An 18068-nucleotide genomic window follows, 5' to 3' on the forward strand; every position below is an offset into this window, starting at 1 on the left:
CTGCTATTGCAGGCGGATATCGCTTTGCGGAATGCAGCTACAGGCGAGGATCGCGCCATTTTCTCCGATTGCGCTTTTCTTGAGCGCTGAGACCGTGCCGCTGATTAACGTCAGCTTACAACAGCCGCATACGCCGGCCCGACAGGAATAGGGAACGCGCATGCCTTGTTGTTCCAGCTGTTCCAGCAGGATTTGCTGATTATTTCCCATCAGACGTTTGCCCTGATACTCAATCGTTACGGTTTGTTGTTCTTTCTCCGGCGCGGGAACGTTCTCCACGACTGGCCCTGAACCATAGTGACGAGGCGGTTTGACGGCCAGCACCTCCAACGCATCGCCGACTCGAATAATACCGGAATTCCTGGCGATCAGATTTTGCCCGAAATCGACGTCGCCATTTTCCGCGGTGCGGAACGATTGCAAGGTTGCCAGCGGTTCCGCGGTCGGGTGTTTTATGCCGCGTTCAATGCTGACGGTGGTCAGAACACAGCGGCTGCAAGGCTTGACCACATCGAAAATGACCTCGCCGATGCGAAGGGTTTGCCAGCTATCTTCCGCAAACGCCGCCGCGCCGGCGACCACCAGATTCGGGCGGAACTGCTCCAGTCTGATGCCTGCCGGACAGCGCTGACGCAGCGCCTGGAAAGAGGCGTCGTTGATCAGTAAAAACGGATAACCGTCGGCAAAAGAGAGTGGAACGTCGGGGCGACGCTTGACGCGCCGCGACGGCGCGTTGCCGACCCAACGCAATTGCACCGGACGTTGAAAATAGCGGCTCAGCCACTGGTTAACGGAATCAGGGGCGATGAGTGAGGTAAAGTGATTGCCCCAGACCTCCGTGGGCTGCGGCGTGTTGATGAAATCAGTAAAGCGAACGCTGGCGGTTTGCCCGTCGGGGGCGGAAATAAACACGCCATCCGCCAGCAGGGCCGGGGTAAACCGCACCATCTGCGGATACTGGCGAGCGGTGATAAAGGTTCCGTCGGGCTCGGTTACCATGAAAGTACGATCGTGCGCCAAACCGCCTGGGGACGCCAAGGCATGGGACAACTGCAAGCCGCGCATGGATTTTACCGGATGAATATAAAGCCGCGTTACGCCGAGCACTGATTGATCCTTGCTGAAGTAAAACGGCAACTTTATGACAAGCGTCACGGATTAGCTATAATGCGGCTCAATTTTCTTTATTGGTGATATCGACGATATGAATGCTCTGTTTGCCAGCACGGCCCGTGGTCTGGAAGAACTGTTAAAAAGTGAGCTGGAAGCGCTGGGCGCGCAGGCCTGTGCCGTGGTGCAGGGCGGGGTGCATTTTCAGGGTGATAACCGCCTGCTTTATCAGAGTCTGCTGTGGAGTCGTCTGGCATCACGTATTCTGCTGCCGCTGAATGAATTTAAGGTGCATAGCGATCTGGATTTGTATCTCGGCGTACAGGCGATTGACTGGTCGACGATTTTCAGCGTCGACAAAACCTTTGCGGTGCATTTTACCGGCACCAATGACGATATCCGCAATAGTCAGTATGGCGCGTTAAAAGTAAAAGATGCGATTGTGGACAGCTTTACCCGTAAGACCGGTCAACGACCTGATGTGGCTAAACAGCAGCCGGATATCCGCATCAATGTTTTTTTACAGCGCGACACGGCAAGCGTGGCGCTGGATCTTAGCGGCGAGGGTTTGCATCAGCGCGGCTATCGCGATTTGGCGGGGCTGGCGCCGTTGAAAGAAAATCTGGCGGCCGCCATTGTCTTGCGCTCCGGCTGGCAAAAGGGCACCCCGCTGGTTGATCCGATGTGTGGCTCCGGCACGTTATTGATCGAAGCGGCGATGATTGCCGCCGATCGCGCGCCCGGTTTGCATCGTACCCACTGGGGATTCAGCGCCTGGTTGCAGCATAATGCCGAGTTATGGCATGAAATCACCACCGAAGCGCAGCGGCGCGCCCGGCAGGGATTACAGGAAACCACTTCGCGTTTCTTTGGTTCGGATAACGATCGCCGGGTGATCGACATTGCCCGGGCCAATGCCCGTCGGGCGGGCGTGGCTGATTTAATTACCTTCAGCGTCAAAGACGCCGTACAGCTTCAGAATCCGTTACCCGCAGGGCCGAAAGGCACGGTCGTCAGTAACCCGCCGTACGGGGAGCGCCTGGAAAGCGAACCGGCGCTGATCGCGCTGCACAATATGTTGGGTCGCAAGATGAAAAGCGATTTCGGCGGCTGGCAACTGTCGTTATTCAGCGCCTCTCCGGAATTGCTCAGCTGTCTGCAACTGCGCGCTGAACGCCAGTTCAAGGCCAAAAACGGCCCGCTGGACTGTGTGCAGAAAAATTATCAACTGGCGGAAAGTCAGGGCGCAGGCGCGGGGCAGATCGCCGAGGATTTCGCCAACCGGCTGCGTAAAAATCTGCGTAAGCTGGAAAAATGGGCGCAACAGCAGGGCATTGAGTGTTACCGCCTGTATGACGCCGATCTGCCCGAATACAATGTCGCCGTCGATCGTTACGGCAGTTGGGTGGTGGTGCAGGAGTACGCGCCGCCTAAAACCATTGATGCGCAGAAAGCCCGCCAGCGTCTGTTTGATGTGATCAACGCCACGCTAAGCGTGCTGGAACTGCCGTCGAATCGTCTGATCCTGAAGACCCGTGAGCGTCAGAAGGGGAAAAGCCAATATGAAAAATTGGCGCAAAAGGGCGAATTTTTGCTGGTGGAAGAGTATAACGCCAAGCTGTGGGTCAATCTGACGGACTATCTGGATACCGGCTTGTTCCTCGATCACCGCATCGCCCGTAAAATGCTCGGTGAGATGAGCCGGGGCAAAGATTTTCTCAACTTGTTCGCCTATACCGGCACGGCCAGCGTGCATGCCGGGTTGGGCGGCGCGCGTAGCACCACCACTGTGGATATGTCGCGAACCTATCTGGAATGGGCGGAGAAAAACCTGCGGGTCAATGGCCTGACCGGGCGGCAACATCGCCTGATCCATGCCGATTGCCTGTCGTGGCTGCGTGAAACGAATGAACAGTTCGACGTTATTTTTATCGATCCGCCGACGTTTTCCAATTCCAAACGCATGGAAGACACCTTTGACGTACAGCGCGATCATCTGGCGTTAATGAAAGATCTTAAACGGCTGCTGCGTCGCGGAGGAACGATCATGTTCTCCAACAACAAACGCGGATTCCAGATGGATATGCCGGGATTGGCTGCGTTAGGTCTGGCGGCGCACGAGATCACCGCCCGTACCCAATCACAGGATTTTGCCCGCAACCGTCAGATTCATAACTGCTGGCTGCTAAAGCATGCCGGCGAGGAAAAGTAATAGCAATGTCATTAATCAGCGTATCGGGCGCATGGCTGTCATTCAGCGACGCCCCCCTGTTGGATAACACCGAACTTCATATCGAAGAAAACGAACGCGTTTGTCTGGTCGGCCGCAATGGCGCGGGCAAGTCGACGCTGTTGAAAATACTGGCCAAAGAAATTCCGCTGGATGACGGCCGGATCACCTATGAGCAAGACTTGATCGTCGCGCGTCTGCAACAGGATCCGCCGCGCGATATCGCCGGCAGCGTATTTGATTTTGTCGCTGAAGGCGTCGCCGCGCAGGCGGATTATCTGAAGAATTATCACGCGACGCTGCGCCTGGTAGAAACCGATCCCAGTGAAAAGAATCTGAATCAGCTGGCCAAGCTTCAGGATATTCTTGAGCACCAGGGGCTGTGGCAGTTGGAAAGCCGCATTCACGAGGTGCTGGAACAGCTTGGCCTGGCCGCCGACGCGCCGCTGGCGTCCTTATCCGGCGGCTGGCTGCGTAAAGCGGCGCTGGGGCGGGCGCTGGTCAGTTCGCCCCGGGTTTTGCTGCTGGATGAACCGACCAACCACCTTGACATCGAAACCATTGATTGGCTGGAAGCCTTTCTGAAAACTTTCCAGGGCAGCATCGTGTTTATTTCCCACGACCGTTCCTTTATACGCAATATGGCGACCCGGATTGTCGATTTGGATCGCGGCAAGCTGGTGTCCTGGCCGGGAAATTACGATAAGTATCTGGCCGGGAAAGAAGAAGCGCTGCGGGTGGAAGATCTGCAAAATGCCGAGTTCGATCGCAAACTGGCGCAGGAAGAAGTGTGGATCCGGCAGGGCATCAAGGCACGTCGCACGCGTAATGAAGGCCGGGTGCGCGCGCTGAAAGCCATGCGGAATGAGCGTTCGCAGCGCCGTGAAGTGATGGGCGCGGCGAAAATGCAGGTGGAGGAAGCCGCACGTTCCGGCAAAATCGTGTTTGAACTGGAAGAGGTTAACTATCAGATCGATAATAAGGTTTTGACGCGTAATTTCTCGGCGCAGGTACAGCGCGGCGATAAAATCGCCCTGGTGGGGCCGAACGGCTGCGGTAAGACCACGCTGTTAAAGCTGATGCTGGGCGAACTGACGCCAAGCAGCGGACGGGTACACTGTGGAACCAAGCTGGAAGTGGCCTATTTCGATCAGCACCGCGCCGAGTTGGATCCGGAGCGTACGGTGATGGATAACCTGGCGGAAGGCAAACAGGAAGTGATGGTCAATGGCCGCCCGCGTCATGTGCTGGGGTATTTGCAGGACTTCCTGTTCCATCCCAAACGCGCGATGACGCCGGTAAAGGCGCTGTCCGGGGGCGAACGTAATCGGTTATTGCTGGCGCGCTTGTTCCTGAAGCCCAGTAATTTGCTGATCCTCGATGAACCCACCAACGATCTGGACGTGGAAACGCTGGAATTGCTGGAAGAGTTGATCGACAGCTACCAGGGTACGGTACTGTTGGTGAGCCACGATCGCCAGTTTGTGGATAATTCGGTGACGGAGTGTTGGATCTTTGAGGGCAACGGGGTGATTTCCCGCTATGTCGGCGGCTACTACGATGCCCAGCAGCAGCGTAGCGAGTCGACGCCGCTGCGCACCGCGTCTGCATCCTCCGCGCCGGCGCAGACATCATCCGTGGGCAACGGCAGCGCGCCGCCCGCTAAACGCAATGCGGGAAAACTCAGCTATAACCAACAGCGCGAGTTGGATCAACTGCCGTTGCAAATCGAGCAACTGGAACAGCAAATCGAGGCGCTGCAAACACAAATGAGCGATAGCGGATTTTTCAGTCGTCCGCACGAGGAAACCCAGCAGGTGCTGACGGCATTGGCGGAGGCTGAAAAAACGCTGGAATCCTGTTTTGAACGTTGGGAAGCGCTTGAAGCGCAAAGGAACGGCTGATTTAGCATTAAACGGCCTGACGCGATGGCCGCGTCAGGCGCATTCCTGAAGGAGACGGCGAGCGGTGTGTTCTCACGACCATCATCACGATGACTATATGTTATGCCCGCAGTGTGATTTGTTGGTCAAACTGCCGCAGTTGGCGCATGGTCAAAAAGCGGTGTGCCCGCGCTGTAAAACGGCGCTGACCAGCTATCAGACGGAACCGCGCAAACGCCCGATCGGTTATGCCTTGAGCGCGCTGTTTATGCTTTTGCTGGCTAATCTGTTCCCGTTTGTTTCCATGCGGGTCGCCGGCGTCACCAGCAAGATCACCCTGATTGAAATCCCCAAAGTGATGGTGGCGGAAGATTATGCCAGCGTGGCGACGCTGTTTATGCTGTTTGTTCAGCTTGTTCCCGCCATGTGTATGGCGACGGTGATTCTGCTGTTTTTGCGTATCTCGTTACCGCTGGCGATAAAAAAAGTCATGGGGAAGATCCTGTTCCAACTGAAAGCCTGGGGCATGGCGGAGATTTTCCTGGCCGCGGTGCTGGTCAGTTTCGTCAAACTGATGGCTTACGGCGATATTGGCGTTGGAAACAGCTTTATTCCCTATGTGCTGTTCTGCGTGCTGCAACTGTTGACGTTCCAAAGTCTGGATCGCCGCTGGTTGTGGAACGATATCGTGCCGCCGCCCGATCTGCCGGCCATTCCGCAGACCGGCGTCAGCGGATTGGCGCAAGGGCTTCGCTCCTGTCGGTGCTGTACGGCGATATTGCCCGCCGATCGGTTGGTTTGCCCGCGTTGCCACAGTCGCGGACATGCGCGCAGAAAACACAGTCTGCAATGGACGATGGCGCTGTTGATCACGTCGGTAATGCTGTATATCCCCTCGAATCTGATGCCCATTATGATAACGGAATCGTTAGGCAGCCTGATGGGATCGACGATTATGTCCGGCGTCATCTTTTTGTGGGGATCGGGATCGTATCCGGTGGCGATGGTGATTTTCATTGCCAGCATCATGGTGCCGTCGCTGAAAATGCTGGCATTAGGGTGGTTATGCTGGAGCGCCGGCGGCAAGGGGAAACCGGATAGCGAGCGCCTGCATGTGGTGTATGAAATAGTGGAATTTGTCGGGCGCTGGTCGATGATCGATGTGTTTGTTATCGCCGTGCTGTCGGCGCTGGTGCGCGTCGGGTTGCTAATGAGCATTTATCCTGCCATTGGCGCGGTGCTGTTTGCTTCGGTGGTGATCCTGACGATGTTTGCCGCTATGACCTTTGATCCCCGGTTACTGTGGGATCGCCGTGATGATGTTTTGCATAAGGAGTCCTCCGTTGACGAAAGATAAATACGCCGTTGCGGGTGTAGAAACGATTAAACGCTGGTCGCCTGTCTGGATCGTTCCGATAGTAACGGTGTTGATCGGGGCGTGGATACTGTTTTATCACTTTAGCCATTTAGGGCCGCAGGTCACGTTGGTGACCAGTAATGCCGAGGGCATTGAAGCGGGGAAAACCACGATCAAGAGCCGCAGCGTGGATGTCGGCATCGTCGAAAGCGTCGAACTGAGCGACGATCTCCATCGGGTGGAAATCAAAGCGCGCCTGCATGATGATATGGATGGTTTGCTCAAGGAGGACTCGGCGTTCTGGGTGGTTAAACCGCAGGTCGGGCGTGCGGGGATCTCCGGTCTGGGCACGCTGCTGTCGGGCGCTTATATTGAACTTCAGCCCGGTTCTCACCACGGCGAAAAAAAGGAATTTACCCTGCTGGATTCACCGCCTTTGGCCTCCCCGGATGCCAAAGGCATTCGCGTTATTCTCGACAGCGAGCAGGCCGGTCAACTGAATGCCGGCGATCCGGTACTGTTTCGCGGTTATCGGGTCGGCTCGGTTGAAACCAGCGAGTTCGATCCCGGCGCGCGGAAAATGCGCTATCAACTCTTTATTTCCGCACCTTACGACAGTTTGGTGACCACCAACGTTCGTTTCTGGAAAGACAGCGGCGTGTCTTTTGATATGTCGGCGCAGGGGATGCGGCTGGAAATGGGATCGATAGCCACGCTGTTCAGCGGCGGCGTAAGCTTTGATGTGCCGACTGGCTGGGGGCCCGGCGACCCGGCTGTCGCGCAGGCCGAATATCGGCTATTCAACAACCAGCGCAGCATTCAGGATTCGCTATATACCGATTACCGCGAGTATCTGGTGTTTTTCAGCGAATCCATTCGCGGATTGCAACCCGGCGCGCCGGTTGAATTCCGGGGGATCCGGCTGGGGACGGTGGCGACGGTGCCGTTCTTCACCAAGGATCTGAAACAGAATATCGATAACGATTACCGGATCCCGGTATTGATCCGCATTGAACCCGATCGCTTTGATCACAAGTTGGGCGGCAAATTCGATTTCGAACAGCATTTGAGCAAAGCCCAGCCGTTAGGGCTGCGGGCGGCGTTAAAAAGCGCGAATCTTCTGACCGGGTCGCTATATATCGATCTCGATTTTTATCCGCATGAAAAGGTGGATAAAAGGCTGCTGACGATTGATGGTTATCCGGTATTACCGACCGTTAGCGGCGGTCTGTCTCAGATTCAGCATAAGTTGATGTCGGTACTGGATAAAGTGAATGCATTGCCGCTGAATCCGATGGTGAACGAAGCAACCAAAACGTTGGCGGAAAGTCAGGCAACGCTGCGCGAAATGCAAAAAACGCTGGCCTCGCTCAATGCGATCACCACCAGCAAGGCGATGCAGGATCTGCCGCAGGATATGCAGCAAACCTTGCGCGAGCTGAACCGCAGCATGAAAGGCTTCCAGCCTGGTTCCCCGGCTTATAACAAGATGCTGGGCGATATGCAGCGGTTGGATCAGGTACTGCGCGAACTACAGCCCGTTCTGCGCACCTTGAATGAGAAGAGCAACGCCCTGGTGTTTGAGGCATCGGGCAGCGAAGATCCTCAACCGAAGAAGGCAAAACAATGATGAAAGGATGGACTCTGGCGTTGGTGTTGTTGCTGACGGCCTGCGGCAGCAACCCGCAAAAAACCTACTATCAGTTGCCGGCTATGCAGGAGGCGGTTGCGCCGGTCGAGAAAACGGCGAACGGCCGGCAATTGTGGTTGGAACACCTCAGCCTAGCGGACTATCTGGCGAGTGCGGGGTTGGTTTACCAAACTAATGATGTGCAATATGTCATTGCCAGCAATAACCTGTGGGCCAGCCCGCTGGAGCAACAGCTCCAGCAATCGCTGGTGGCGAATTTGAGCCACGACATGCCGGGGTGGCTGGTGACGACTCAGCCGCAGGGGAGTGAGCAATCGGTGCTGAATATCTCGGTGACCGCTTTTCACGGCCGTTACGATGGCAAAGTCGCGATCCGCGGGGAATGGGTGCTGAATCATCACGGACAACTGCTTAAACAACCGTTTAACCTGGTGCTGCCGCAGTCGGAGGATGGCTATGATGCGCTGGTCAGAACGTTGGCGCAGGGATGGCGGCAGGTCGCGCAATCCATCGCCCAGCAGACGGCTTCAACCTATTAGTCCTGATGATTGACGGGGTCTCTGGGGGTGATGGCCGGAATGGGCATCGCCCTCAGCGGTCTTTACTCCGGCGGCTAACGGCGCCTTTCTTTCCTGTCAGGGAAAAATCCTATTTTAGTTCACAAATGTGACATTGGCGTGAATTTTGCGCCTTGATCTTTGGCGGCAAAATGGCTATTCATAGTCTGTGGTTGCTTATAAAGTAATCATTGTTTTCTTTCCACCAGATGAATAATGAGGGAAATAAGGCATGAAGAGACAGAAACGCGATCGCCTTGAAAGGGCTCATTCACGTGGTTATCAAGCGGGTATTTCCGGCAGACCGAGGGAGTTTTGTCCTTATCAATCAATAAACGCCCGGTCCTACTGGTTGGGAGGTTGGCGACAGGCCATGGAGGACAGGGCGGTTACCGCTTAACGCGTCTTGTCATGTATATAAGGGAACTGCCTCCGCACGTTTGCGGGGGCTTTTTTATGCTTAGCGGCGTCCGAACCTTATCGATATTTCCTCTATGGCGGTTAACGGTTCCGCTATTGAATGACCCATAAAAAACGTACAAAATCCGCCTATCAAAAGGAATGCTTGATTGTCAAAGGAGAATGACTATGCCGGGTGCGGCGCGTCTTAACGATAGCGGAAGCGGTCACCAGTGCTTTCCTGAAACACCGATAACCGAAGGCAGCCCTGACGTTTTCATCAACGGCCGGCCCGCAGCCCGTCAGGGGGATACTGTCCAGCTTCACGGTTGCCCCTGTCCCGATGCTCCGCACGGGGTGCATTCACGAAAAATAGCCGAAGGTTCATCCACCGTCTTTATTAACGGTAAACCCGCCGCGCGTATGGGTGATGGAATTAGCTGTGGCGGGGTGATTATCTCCGGCAGCGGCAACGTTATCATTGGCGATACGCCCTATAAGTCCCCTGTTCAGGAATGCGCAAAACAAACGGCACTGAATCGCTCTCCCATCGTGGCCTTGACACCCATGCTGACAATAGAGCCGGTTTTCGCCAAATCCTGTTTGCGTGGCGCGGGCTGTACGGACGCGGGAAAGGAAAACGAGCCGCAGTCTAACATCGGGGAAATGAGCGTTTATGTCGCTGAGCCTGTTGCATCACCTGAGAAACAGAGTGAGGTGAAGCAATATGCGCAGGCGGCGAAAACGAAAAAAACCTCTCCGTTGCCGGCCAAAACCGATGCCTCTGTTTCCGCTAAATTATTAACCGGGACATCATCCCATACCCGCCCTGAATCGCCGCCGCTGGAGCCGTGGTATAAGACGCTATTCGACCTGCTTGTTGGTAAAGCGGATGCGGCTATGTTGCCGCCACCGCCACAGTTGGTGATGGCCGGTACGGCAGCGGAAGCAGGCGCGACTGCTGCTGGCGGCGCGGTGGCACAGGCAAATCAAGATGCGGCTAAGGCGCTGACACATCAGATGAAACGGCTCTCCGGCCCGCCCGTCTGGCAGGGGCAGCTACAGATGGCGCAGAGTTTTTTGCTGATGGGGGCGCTGGTTCAACAGCACCTGAAAGGTGAACAATCTGACCTGTTAACCCCGGGAAAGCTGCTGGAGGCGGCGAAAAAGCAGGGAACGGCGCCGAGCCGAGTGCGTTATCAGTGGGTGGAAGATGAGGAAACCGGCAGACTGAAAGCGGTGGGCTACCACACCAGCATGGAAAGCGGACGCGATCGGGTTCGTGTCAGGCTGCTGAAACATGATTTCCCCAATAACCGCTACGAGTTCTGGGAAGATGGCGCAACCGGGCCAACCATTTTATGGACGCCGGATAATCCGGGAATGGAATTGCCAACGGACACGGCACACGGTGAACAGCCGGTTATCCCGTCAGCGATACCGGGATTTGAAATTCCGGAAATTGAGGATGTCAGTATCCTTGCGACACCTATCCCGGAAGAGAAAGATTTTCGGGATTATATTCTGGTGTTTCCGGAAAATGCATTTCCGCCGATTTATGTTTATTTGAGTAAGCCACCCGTTAACTTGCTTGATGTTGATTTATACAGTAATTTTAAGGGGCGTTCACGGCAGGGAAAATACCATGCAGACCATATGCCATCGGCTGCAGCTGTAATAGAGTTTTTGAAGCGGTTGTATCCTGATGCTAAAGAATATGAATTAGAACAGATGGCTAAGGATGTCTCGGCTATAATCATTCCTGCTGAAGTTCACCAAAAAATTAGTGAAACTTATGGTTGGCGCAATGGGCCGCAAGATATTGATCGAGACTCTCATGATTTACGCGGTGCGGTAGATCGCAACTTTGACGCGATAAAACCTACTCTGAAAGAGTATGGTGTGACAGAAGAGCAGTTGGAGGCGGCAAGGGAAAAAATGCATAAACTCAATGAAGATCAGGGGTTGTATTAATGACCGTAAATGTAGAAGCATTAATCGATAGCTTGGGGAAAACTCATCAGGAAATATTTGATGCAGGTCTGATTTCCTATAAAACCAAACCGACTGGTTTTTCTGGCAGCTCTAGTATTAGTCTGGATATGGCAAAAGAGGGTATTTATCTCTCTTTTAATAGAAATGATCGAGTATTGAATGAAATTACTTTGATTATATCAAATAGAAAATCCGGGTATTATTTCCCAAATAAACTACCGCATCCGCTAAAAAATACGATGTCAAGAAGCTGGGTTCAGGAAAAGTTTGGTGAACCCTGTAAATTTCTGCCACCAAGGAAGAGATTAAAAAGAGATATTGGCTATACAGATCTTTATCATTTAAAAAATTATAGTCTTCCGGTGAGTATGCAGATAGATTATGATCTTAATGAAAAAGTTGAGGCAATAACATATTTACCTACTTCAATGCTCAGATGGTGATCGTTTGATGAAGGCTATGACTGGCCTTCATTATTTACCCTATCACCCTTTATCCCTGAACATGAAAAGATCGAAATAACAGCTCAAGTCGTTCCCACAGCACGAAGATCAAAATCTCTTTAACCTTGGGTTCATCCAGTTCAACGACCGCGTAAATTAATGCCCGACATTGATCGATGATTTCTTCCCGTTCCCTCACCGAGCTTTTCTTTATCTGTCTGTTGGGAAGTTGGCGAAGGAAAAAACTGGCCTAATGATAGGGATACTGGATTTCACAAACAAAAAAGTTCGCCGAAGCGAACTTTTTTATGCATTACTTTATGCAGGACAAAATCAATATTGTAATGTAACTAATTGATTTTGTATCAAATATGGCGGTGAGGGAGGGATTCGAACCCTCGATACGTTTTCACGTATACACACTTTCCAGGCGTGCTCCTTCAGCCTCTCGGACACCTCACCGGGGGTCGTCAGTACGCAGTACCGGCGACGGCGCTAATGTAGGGAAATTGCGCAGCAGCGTCAATAAACTTCTGCTGCTACGGCGCGCGTTTAGCTAAAGTTAACGCAATTTGCTGCTTTACTCGCCATTTATCCCTGTTTGTCATTTCAAATGGCGCCTGATGTATTTAGTGGAATGTTTCTTTTTTGTTGCTCCATGGTTATTGGGCCGTTCATTGGCTGTGCGCGGCGCGCAAAAATGTTATGCTTTTTCGACGAAAAGCTGACTCAGGAGAAATTATGTATCCCGTCGATTTACATATGCATACCGTTGCCAGCACCCACGCATATAGCACCTTGCATGACTATATCGCCGAGGCGAAAAAGAAGAGTATCCGTCTGTTTGCCATTACCGATCATGGCCCCGATATGGCCGATGCGCCGCACTACTGGCACTTTATGAATATGCGGATCTGGCCGCGACAGGTGGATGGCGTAGGTATTCTGCGCGGCATCGAAGCCAACATTAAAAATGTGGCAGGGGAAATTGATTGCGCCGGGCCGATGCTGGATCAAGTGGATTTAATCATTGCCGGCTTTCATGAGCCGGTATTCCCGCCGCAGGATAAAGAGACCCATACCGCTGCCATGATCGCCACGATGGCCAACGGCGACGCGCATATTATCAGTCATCCCGGCAACCCGAAATTCCCGGTCGATATTCGCGCTATCGCCGAGGCCGCCGCCAAATATAATGTGGCGCTGGAGTTAAATAACTCCTCATTTATGCATTCGCGTAAAGGGAGCGAGCCTAACTGCCGGGCTATCGCCGAAGCCGTGCGTGATGCCGGTGGTTTGCTTTCTTTAGGTTCTGATTCCCATATCGCATTTTCTCTGGGAGACTTCACCCATTGCCAACGTATTTTGCAGGAGGTGAATTTCCCGCAGGAACGCGTATTGAACGTGAGTCCCCGACGGGTATTGAATTTTCTTGAACAGAGGGGAAGGCCGGCAATTGCCGAACTTGCCGATTTGTGACGCTGTCACTTAATAATCATCAACGGGTTGTCTGAATGAATGAGTTTTCTATAGTGTGCCGCATCCTCGGCTCCTTATTTTATCGCCAGCCGCAGGATCCGCTGTTAACACCGCTGCTTACGCTGATTAAAGAAGGCAAACTGCAACAGCACTGGCCGCTGGAACAGGATACCTTGCTGGAGCGCTTGCAAAAGGGTTATGACGCGTCAGCCATGGAGGCCGATTATCAGTCTCTGTTCGTCGGCGATGACTGCGCGGTGTCTCCCTGGCGTTCGGCCTATCAAACGGATGCTGAACCCACTGACGTGAGAACATTTTTACAACAGCGCGGGATGCCGCTTAACGACGGGCCAGTCGATCACTTCGGCGGGTTGCTCCTGGCGGCGTCATGGCTGGAGGATCAGGCCGGGGAAGACGAAACCGCCGCACAGATCGCGCTGTTTGATGAATACCTGTTGCCCTGGAGCGGCCGTTTTTTGGGTAAGGTGGAAAGCCACGCGAAGACGGCATTTTACCGTACGCTGGCGGCTATTTGCCGTGAGGCGCTTGACGCCATGCGTGATGAACTGGATGAGGCGGGCGGATTGTCAACCGACGCAGAGTAGGGCATTTTCCGGCAGGGATCAGGTGACAGCGGCGCCGTCACCTGCGGTGCGTATTAGTCAGTGAACAGAATAATGATTTGTCCCGGTTTGATCTCAATGCCTTTCGCCATCTTCTTCGCCAACGCCTCGGTGGCGCTGTTATCCGCATTCAGGATATAGGCGGGTTTCTGCGCGAAGTAACTTTTCAGCGATTGATTCAGATAGGGACTCAGGGTATTCATCACCGTCTGCATTTTTTCCGGCTGGACGGTGTAATCAACCAACTCCATCTCTTTCAGATAAATGGCGCCCTGCGCCTTATCGAACACCGGTTGCGCCTTCAGCGTCAGTTTCAGATCGGCGGTTTGATCGCCAAGCAGCGAGGTGACATCAACCCGGGCATTGCCGGACAGGGTAACTTTACCGGGCTCAGTCCGGCCGATTTGACTGCTCAGGTCGGTTAAGACGATATTGGCGTCCACAACGCCGGGCATACCCAGTTGTTTCTGGTAATCATTGTGCTTTTGCAGGTATTCGTTGATTTCCTGCTCATTGAGCGTGTACTGCGTCAGCTTGTTACAGCCGCTTAACGTAAAGACCAGCAGCAATGCCGTGGCTGCGAATCCCAACTTCTTCATTTTCTGACCTCTATTATTATTTCCAGGTGTGTAATCTTGTGGTTGATGCCACGGTATCAGTGTGCGCCGCCGGGTGGTCTTCACCAATCGGATAGCCCTGAAAACGCCGAAGCCGCTTCCCGGCGAAGCGGCTGGAAAATGCTGTTATTATTGCGCGAGACTGCTCAGCAGCGTGATCTGCGTCTGCTTGGCCATATTGTCACGGTAGTCGGCAACCCGGGACGGCGGCGTGACGCCAGCGACAATCGTCAGAGAACGTAGCAGAGGAAACAGGTGGATATCATCGGTGGACAATTCCCCGTTGCAGGCGTTGGGCTGAACGATCAGCGGATCAAGCTCCTGCAAATCATTATTCAGTTTTTTGATCAGCCCCTTCGAGTGACTGAGATGCTCTGCAAAACTGCCGAGCTGAGCCTCTTTTTTATTGATGAAATATTGCCGCGCCGATGCGGAGGCGAACTCTTCAAACGCTGCCTGAGCAAAGCGTGGAATAATCAGACGCGGCGTATAATCGGATACCTTACGCAGCCAGGCATCGATCGCCGAATTGATGGGACCGGTCAGTAACGGTTTTTTATCATAATTATCGATGAAATGAACGATGTCCATGCTTTCCGGCATACAACTGCCGTCGTCTTTTTGCAGGATCGGCACCATTTTTTGCCCGATCAGCTTTTTGGGCGTGGCTTCATCATCGTTGGCTAAAATTTGCAGTTCGACAGGGATATTCTTCAGGCCGAAAATCATGCGCGCTTTTACGCAATACGGACAGTGGTCGTAGACATATAGCTTCATATTCGTATCCTCTGGTTCACTGATAACACATGGCCGCGCCTGCGGCCGCGAGTGGAACGGGTCATCAAACGACAGAGCAACAATCGATTGAATGCATTAGGAAAGTATGCAGCGCAATACCCGGGAGATCAAATACGCCGGTAAAACAGCTAAATCAGTGACCGCCGAGCATTGCCGGTTCAATACGGCGCTGATTGAACTGCCAATAGAGCGCGGCCAGCGTCAACAGGCCGATAACGCCTAACATGAACCAGGGTAATTCAGGTTGCTCCAGAGTATGCCCTACGTCGAACAGCCAACCGCCGCCGCTATAGCCAATGGCGCCCCCCAGCGCCAGCCCCAGACGGCTGAACCCCATGTAACTGCCCCTGGCGCGGGGATCCGCCAGCGAGGCGCTCAGTGTTTCGCGCGCCGGTTCTGCAATAATGGCGCCGATATAAAACAGGCTGATTAGCATCAGCAAGGATTGCAGACTGGCGGTCAAACCGATGGGGAACAGGCTGACGGTCATAATCAGCAGCCCGGCCATCAGGCGCTGCTCCAGCCGGTAATGTTTCTCGCTCCAGCGGGCAATCGGATAAAGCAGCGTCAGCGAAAGGGCGGCTTCAATGGCATACATCCATTTTACCGCCGCCGGCGTGCCGGCAATCTCATTGACCATGATGGGCAGCATTAACAACACCTGCACCGCCAACATGTAATAACCAGTCAGGGTCAGGACATAGGTCAGAAAACGCCGATCGCGGATAACGCGCGTCATGCCTTCACGGATTGGCGTTCTGACGGTCGAAATTCGGTAAGCCGGCAACAACCATCCGTTTAACGCTGCGGCCAGCACGAAAATAATGGCGCCGACCCAGCAAACCACTTCAAAGTCATACTGAAGCAGCCAACTACCGATAAGCGCGCCAATTACCGCCCCGGCGCTGTCCTGCATCATCAGCAGGGAGTAGAAACGGCCACGCTCCTGCGGTCGAACCAGTTTAATCACCAGCGCCGTTCGCGGCGGATCGAATAGCGTGCCGCCCAGCCCGGAAAGCGCGCAGGATAACCATAACAGCCAGGGTTGGTCAGCAATAGCCATAAAAACGAAACCGGCGGCGCGTAATAGCATCCCGGTGATAATCATCGGTTTTGCGCCGTACCGGTCAGCAATGGCGCCGGAGAAAATGCCCAGCCCTTGCTGAATAAGCTGACGTAATCCCAGCGCAATGCCGACCAATAACGCAGCCCAACCCAGTTGATCGACAAAACGAATGGAAATAAGGGGGAAGACAACAAAGAACCCCAGAACCACCAACATATTATCCAGTAACAGGAAATATTTACCCAAGCTCCGAGCTTGTGACATCAGAGGCATGTTTCACCACGAGGAAGAAGAAAGAAAATAACCCACGTGACTATTTTGAACTCTATTGGGTGTTTGGGATAGCCTGTTGATGGATAATATTTTTTTATCGTCAGAGCGTTATCCGGCTAGCATTTCCGCTAAAAAAGCGCAGTTTATCGTTCCGATCGAACAATAACTCAGCGGTGGGGATTTTACGCCAGAGAATTTATGCGGTTATAGTAAGAGTGGTCAGTAATAACGATATTTTCTGTCTGTAGGAAATATTTATCCGTTTATTCCGATAAATTTTATTTATCGAGCAACCCGCAATTCAGGGGGGGAAATGTTTGGCTACCGTTCTGCGCCATCACGGGTGCATTTGACGACCGATCGGCTGGTGGTGCGTTTGGCCCATGAGCGTGATGCCTGGCGTCTGGCGGAATACTATTCGGAAAACCGTGATTTCCTTAAGCCCTGGGAACCGTTGCGTGATGCCAGCCATTGCTATCCTTCGGGCTGGCAGGCGCGGTTGAGTGTGATTAATGATATGCACAAACAAGGCAGCGCCTATTATTTTCTACTGCTTGACCCCAATGAGAATGAGGTGTGGGGGGTGGCGAATTTTAGCAATGTGCTGCGGGGATCTTTCTACGCCTGCTATCTGGGGTACTCTCTTGGTCAAAAATGGCAGGGGCAGGGGTTGATGTACGAAGCGCTTCAGCCTGCGTTGCGTTATATGCAACGTCAGCAATATATGCACCGCATTATGGCTAACTATATGCCGCACAACCAACGTAGCGGAAATCTGCTGGCCCGGCTGGGATTTGAACGGGAAGGGTATGCGAAAGATTATCTGCTTATCGATGGAAAATGGCAGGACCACGTTCTGACCGTCCTGACTACCCCTAACTGGAAGCCGCCGCGCTAAGGGTACCTGATGAAATATCAGCTAAGTGTTCGAGAAGCCAGAGTAATTGGCTGTATGCTGGAAAAGCAGATCACCACGCCGGAACAGTATCCGATGTCGCTAAACGGCGTGACAACAGCCTGCAATCAGAAAACGAATCGTGAACCGGTAATGGATCTGAGCGAAAACGATGTTCAGCAAACGCTCGATCTGCTGGTAAAAAAACATTTTTTGCGCACGCTCAGCGGATTTGGTCATCGGGTGGTTAAATACGAGCAGCGGTTTTGTAACTCGGAATTCGGCGATCTGAAATTGTCTTCCGCCGAAGTGGCTTTGGTGGCGACGTTACTGCTACGCGGCGCGCAAACTCCCGGTGAACTGCGTACCCGGGCCGCTCGCTTGCACGAGTTTGCGGATGTGAATGAGGTGGAAAACGTGCTGGAACAGATGCGGCAGCGCGAAGATGGCCCGTTTGTGGTGCGTCTGGCCCGAGAGCCGGGCAAACGCGAAAGCCGCTATATGCATCTTTTCAGCGGTGAGGTAAGCGAAGACGTTGCGTTGCCGACAGAGACGGAGACAGCCTCGCTTCCGCTTGCCGTGCGCGTCGAAGCGCTGGAGAAAGCGGTGGCGGAGCTTAAGCGGCAGATTGCGGCATTGTTGGCGTAAAGGGATAAACCCCGCGAGTGATAGAGACGTGCTGAGAATGCGCT

General features: G+C 53.4%; 17 protein-coding genes, 1 tRNA gene and 1 pseudogene. 13 read left to right on the forward strand and 6 right to left on the reverse strand.

Annotated features, from left to right (window positions below):
* Positions 1–3 precede the first annotated feature (3 nt).
* Positions 4–1107 carry a YcbX family protein gene (locus tag JG725_RS01700; protein WP_199376287.1) on the reverse strand — a complete coding sequence of 368 codons (1104 nt, stop codon included), beginning with the start codon at positions 1105–1107 and terminating at the stop codon, positions 4–6.
* Between the two features lie 97 nt (positions 1108–1204).
* Between JG725_RS01700 and rlmKL the strand changes: the two genes are divergently transcribed.
* The 9 genes and pseudogenes from rlmKL (at position 1205) to JG725_RS01740 (ending at position 11625) form a co-directional block, all read left to right on the forward strand.
* Positions 1205–3322, forward strand: coding sequence for a bifunctional 23S rRNA (guanine(2069)-N(7))-methyltransferase RlmK/23S rRNA (guanine(2445)-N(2))-methyltransferase RlmL (gene rlmKL, locus JG725_RS01705; protein ID WP_199376289.1), 2118 nt, complete (start codon positions 1205–1207; stop codon positions 3320–3322).
* A 5-nt stretch (positions 3323–3327) separates the two neighbouring features.
* Complete coding sequence (locus JG725_RS01710) at positions 3328–5244, forward strand: ABC transporter ATP-binding protein (protein WP_172288042.1); 1917 nt, start codon at positions 3328–3330, stop codon at positions 5242–5244.
* Positions 5245–5308: 64 nt separating this feature from the next.
* Positions 5309–6580: a membrane integrity-associated transporter subunit PqiA gene (gene pqiA / locus JG725_RS01715; protein WP_199376291.1), complete on the forward strand. Its 1272-nt coding sequence runs from the start codon at positions 5309–5311 to the stop codon at positions 6578–6580.
* Positions 6540–8210 carry an intermembrane transport protein PqiB gene (gene pqiB, locus JG725_RS01720; RefSeq protein WP_370541581.1) on the forward strand — a complete coding sequence of 557 codons (1671 nt, stop codon included), beginning with the start codon at positions 6540–6542 and terminating at the stop codon, positions 8208–8210. Before pqiA ends, pqiB begins: the two co-directional genes overlap by 41 nt.
* Entirely contained in the window at positions 8207–8770 is a 564-nt protein-coding gene (gene pqiC / locus JG725_RS01725; protein WP_172288037.1) for a membrane integrity-associated transporter subunit PqiC, read from the forward strand. Before pqiB ends, pqiC begins: the two co-directional genes overlap by 4 nt.
* Before the next feature lie 250 nt (positions 8771–9020).
* On the forward strand, positions 9021–9188 hold the full coding sequence (gene rmf / locus JG725_RS01730) for a ribosome modulation factor (RefSeq protein WP_172288036.1): 168 nt from the start codon (positions 9021–9023) through the stop codon (positions 9186–9188).
* 188 nt (positions 9189–9376) lie between these two features.
* Positions 9377–9760 (forward strand): annotated as a pseudogene (locus JG725_RS20595) (type VI secretion system PAAR protein); the annotation flags it as partial.
* A gap of 93 nt (positions 9761–9853) precedes the next feature.
* Complete coding sequence (locus JG725_RS01735; protein WP_233356325.1) at positions 9854–11161, forward strand: S-type pyocin domain-containing protein; 1308 nt, start codon at positions 9854–9856, stop codon at positions 11159–11161.
* Entirely contained in the window at positions 11161–11625 is a 465-nt protein-coding gene (locus JG725_RS01740; protein WP_172288032.1) for a DUF6392 family protein, read from the forward strand. Before JG725_RS01735 ends, JG725_RS01740 begins: the two co-directional genes overlap by 1 nt.
* Before the next feature lie 49 nt (positions 11626–11674).
* Here JG725_RS01740 and JG725_RS01745 read toward each other — a convergent pair whose 3' ends face one another.
* Positions 11675–11824, reverse strand: coding sequence for a hypothetical protein (locus tag JG725_RS01745; protein ID WP_199376295.1), 150 nt, complete (start codon positions 11822–11824; stop codon positions 11675–11677).
* A gap of 173 nt (positions 11825–11997) precedes the next feature.
* Positions 11998–12087 (reverse strand) — tRNA-Ser (locus tag JG725_RS01750).
* Between the two features lie 279 nt (positions 12088–12366).
* Here JG725_RS01750 and JG725_RS01755 point away from each other — a divergent pair.
* Both JG725_RS01755 and JG725_RS01760 read left to right on the forward strand, forming a co-directional pair.
* Positions 12367–13104 (forward strand): phosphatase, encoded by a 738-nt coding sequence (locus JG725_RS01755; protein ID WP_172288029.1) that lies wholly within the window; start codon positions 12367–12369, stop codon positions 13102–13104.
* Between the two features lie 35 nt (positions 13105–13139).
* Positions 13140–13709: a molecular chaperone gene (locus JG725_RS01760; RefSeq protein WP_199376297.1), complete on the forward strand. Its 570-nt coding sequence runs from the start codon at positions 13140–13142 to the stop codon at positions 13707–13709.
* Between the two features lie 53 nt (positions 13710–13762).
* On the opposite strand, the gene JG725_RS01765 is transcribed toward JG725_RS01760, so the two are convergent.
* From JG725_RS01765 to mdtH, 3 genes are all read right to left on the reverse strand, one after another.
* Positions 13763–14326 carry a lipoprotein gene (locus JG725_RS01765; RefSeq protein ID WP_172288026.1) on the reverse strand — a complete coding sequence of 188 codons (564 nt, stop codon included), beginning with the start codon at positions 14324–14326 and terminating at the stop codon, positions 13763–13765.
* Positions 14327–14473: 147 nt separating this feature from the next.
* Positions 14474–15121 carry a glutaredoxin 2 gene (grxB, locus tag JG725_RS01770; RefSeq protein WP_199376299.1) on the reverse strand — a complete coding sequence of 216 codons (648 nt, stop codon included), beginning with the start codon at positions 15119–15121 and terminating at the stop codon, positions 14474–14476.
* Positions 15122–15275: 154 nt separating this feature from the next.
* On the reverse strand, positions 15276–16481 hold the full coding sequence (mdtH, locus tag JG725_RS01775; RefSeq protein WP_172288023.1) for a multidrug efflux MFS transporter MdtH: 1206 nt from the start codon (positions 16479–16481) through the stop codon (positions 15276–15278).
* Positions 16482–16794: 313 nt separating this feature from the next.
* On the opposite strand from mdtH, the gene rimJ reads away from it, so the two are divergent.
* Both rimJ and JG725_RS01785 read left to right on the forward strand, forming a co-directional pair.
* Positions 16795–17379 (forward strand): ribosomal protein S5-alanine N-acetyltransferase, encoded by a 585-nt coding sequence (gene rimJ / locus JG725_RS01780; protein ID WP_172288021.1) that lies wholly within the window; start codon positions 16795–16797, stop codon positions 17377–17379.
* 9 nt (positions 17380–17388) lie between these two features.
* The gene (locus JG725_RS01785) at positions 17389–18024 is read left to right on the forward strand and encodes a YceH family protein (protein WP_199376301.1); all 636 of its coding nucleotides are present in this window, start codon (positions 17389–17391) and stop codon (positions 18022–18024) included.
* Positions 18025–18068 lie beyond the last annotated feature (44 nt).

This window comes from Brenneria sp. L3-3C-1 (genome assembly GCF_016456245.1).
Lineage (GTDB): Bacteria > Pseudomonadota > Gammaproteobacteria > Enterobacterales > Enterobacteriaceae > Brenneria.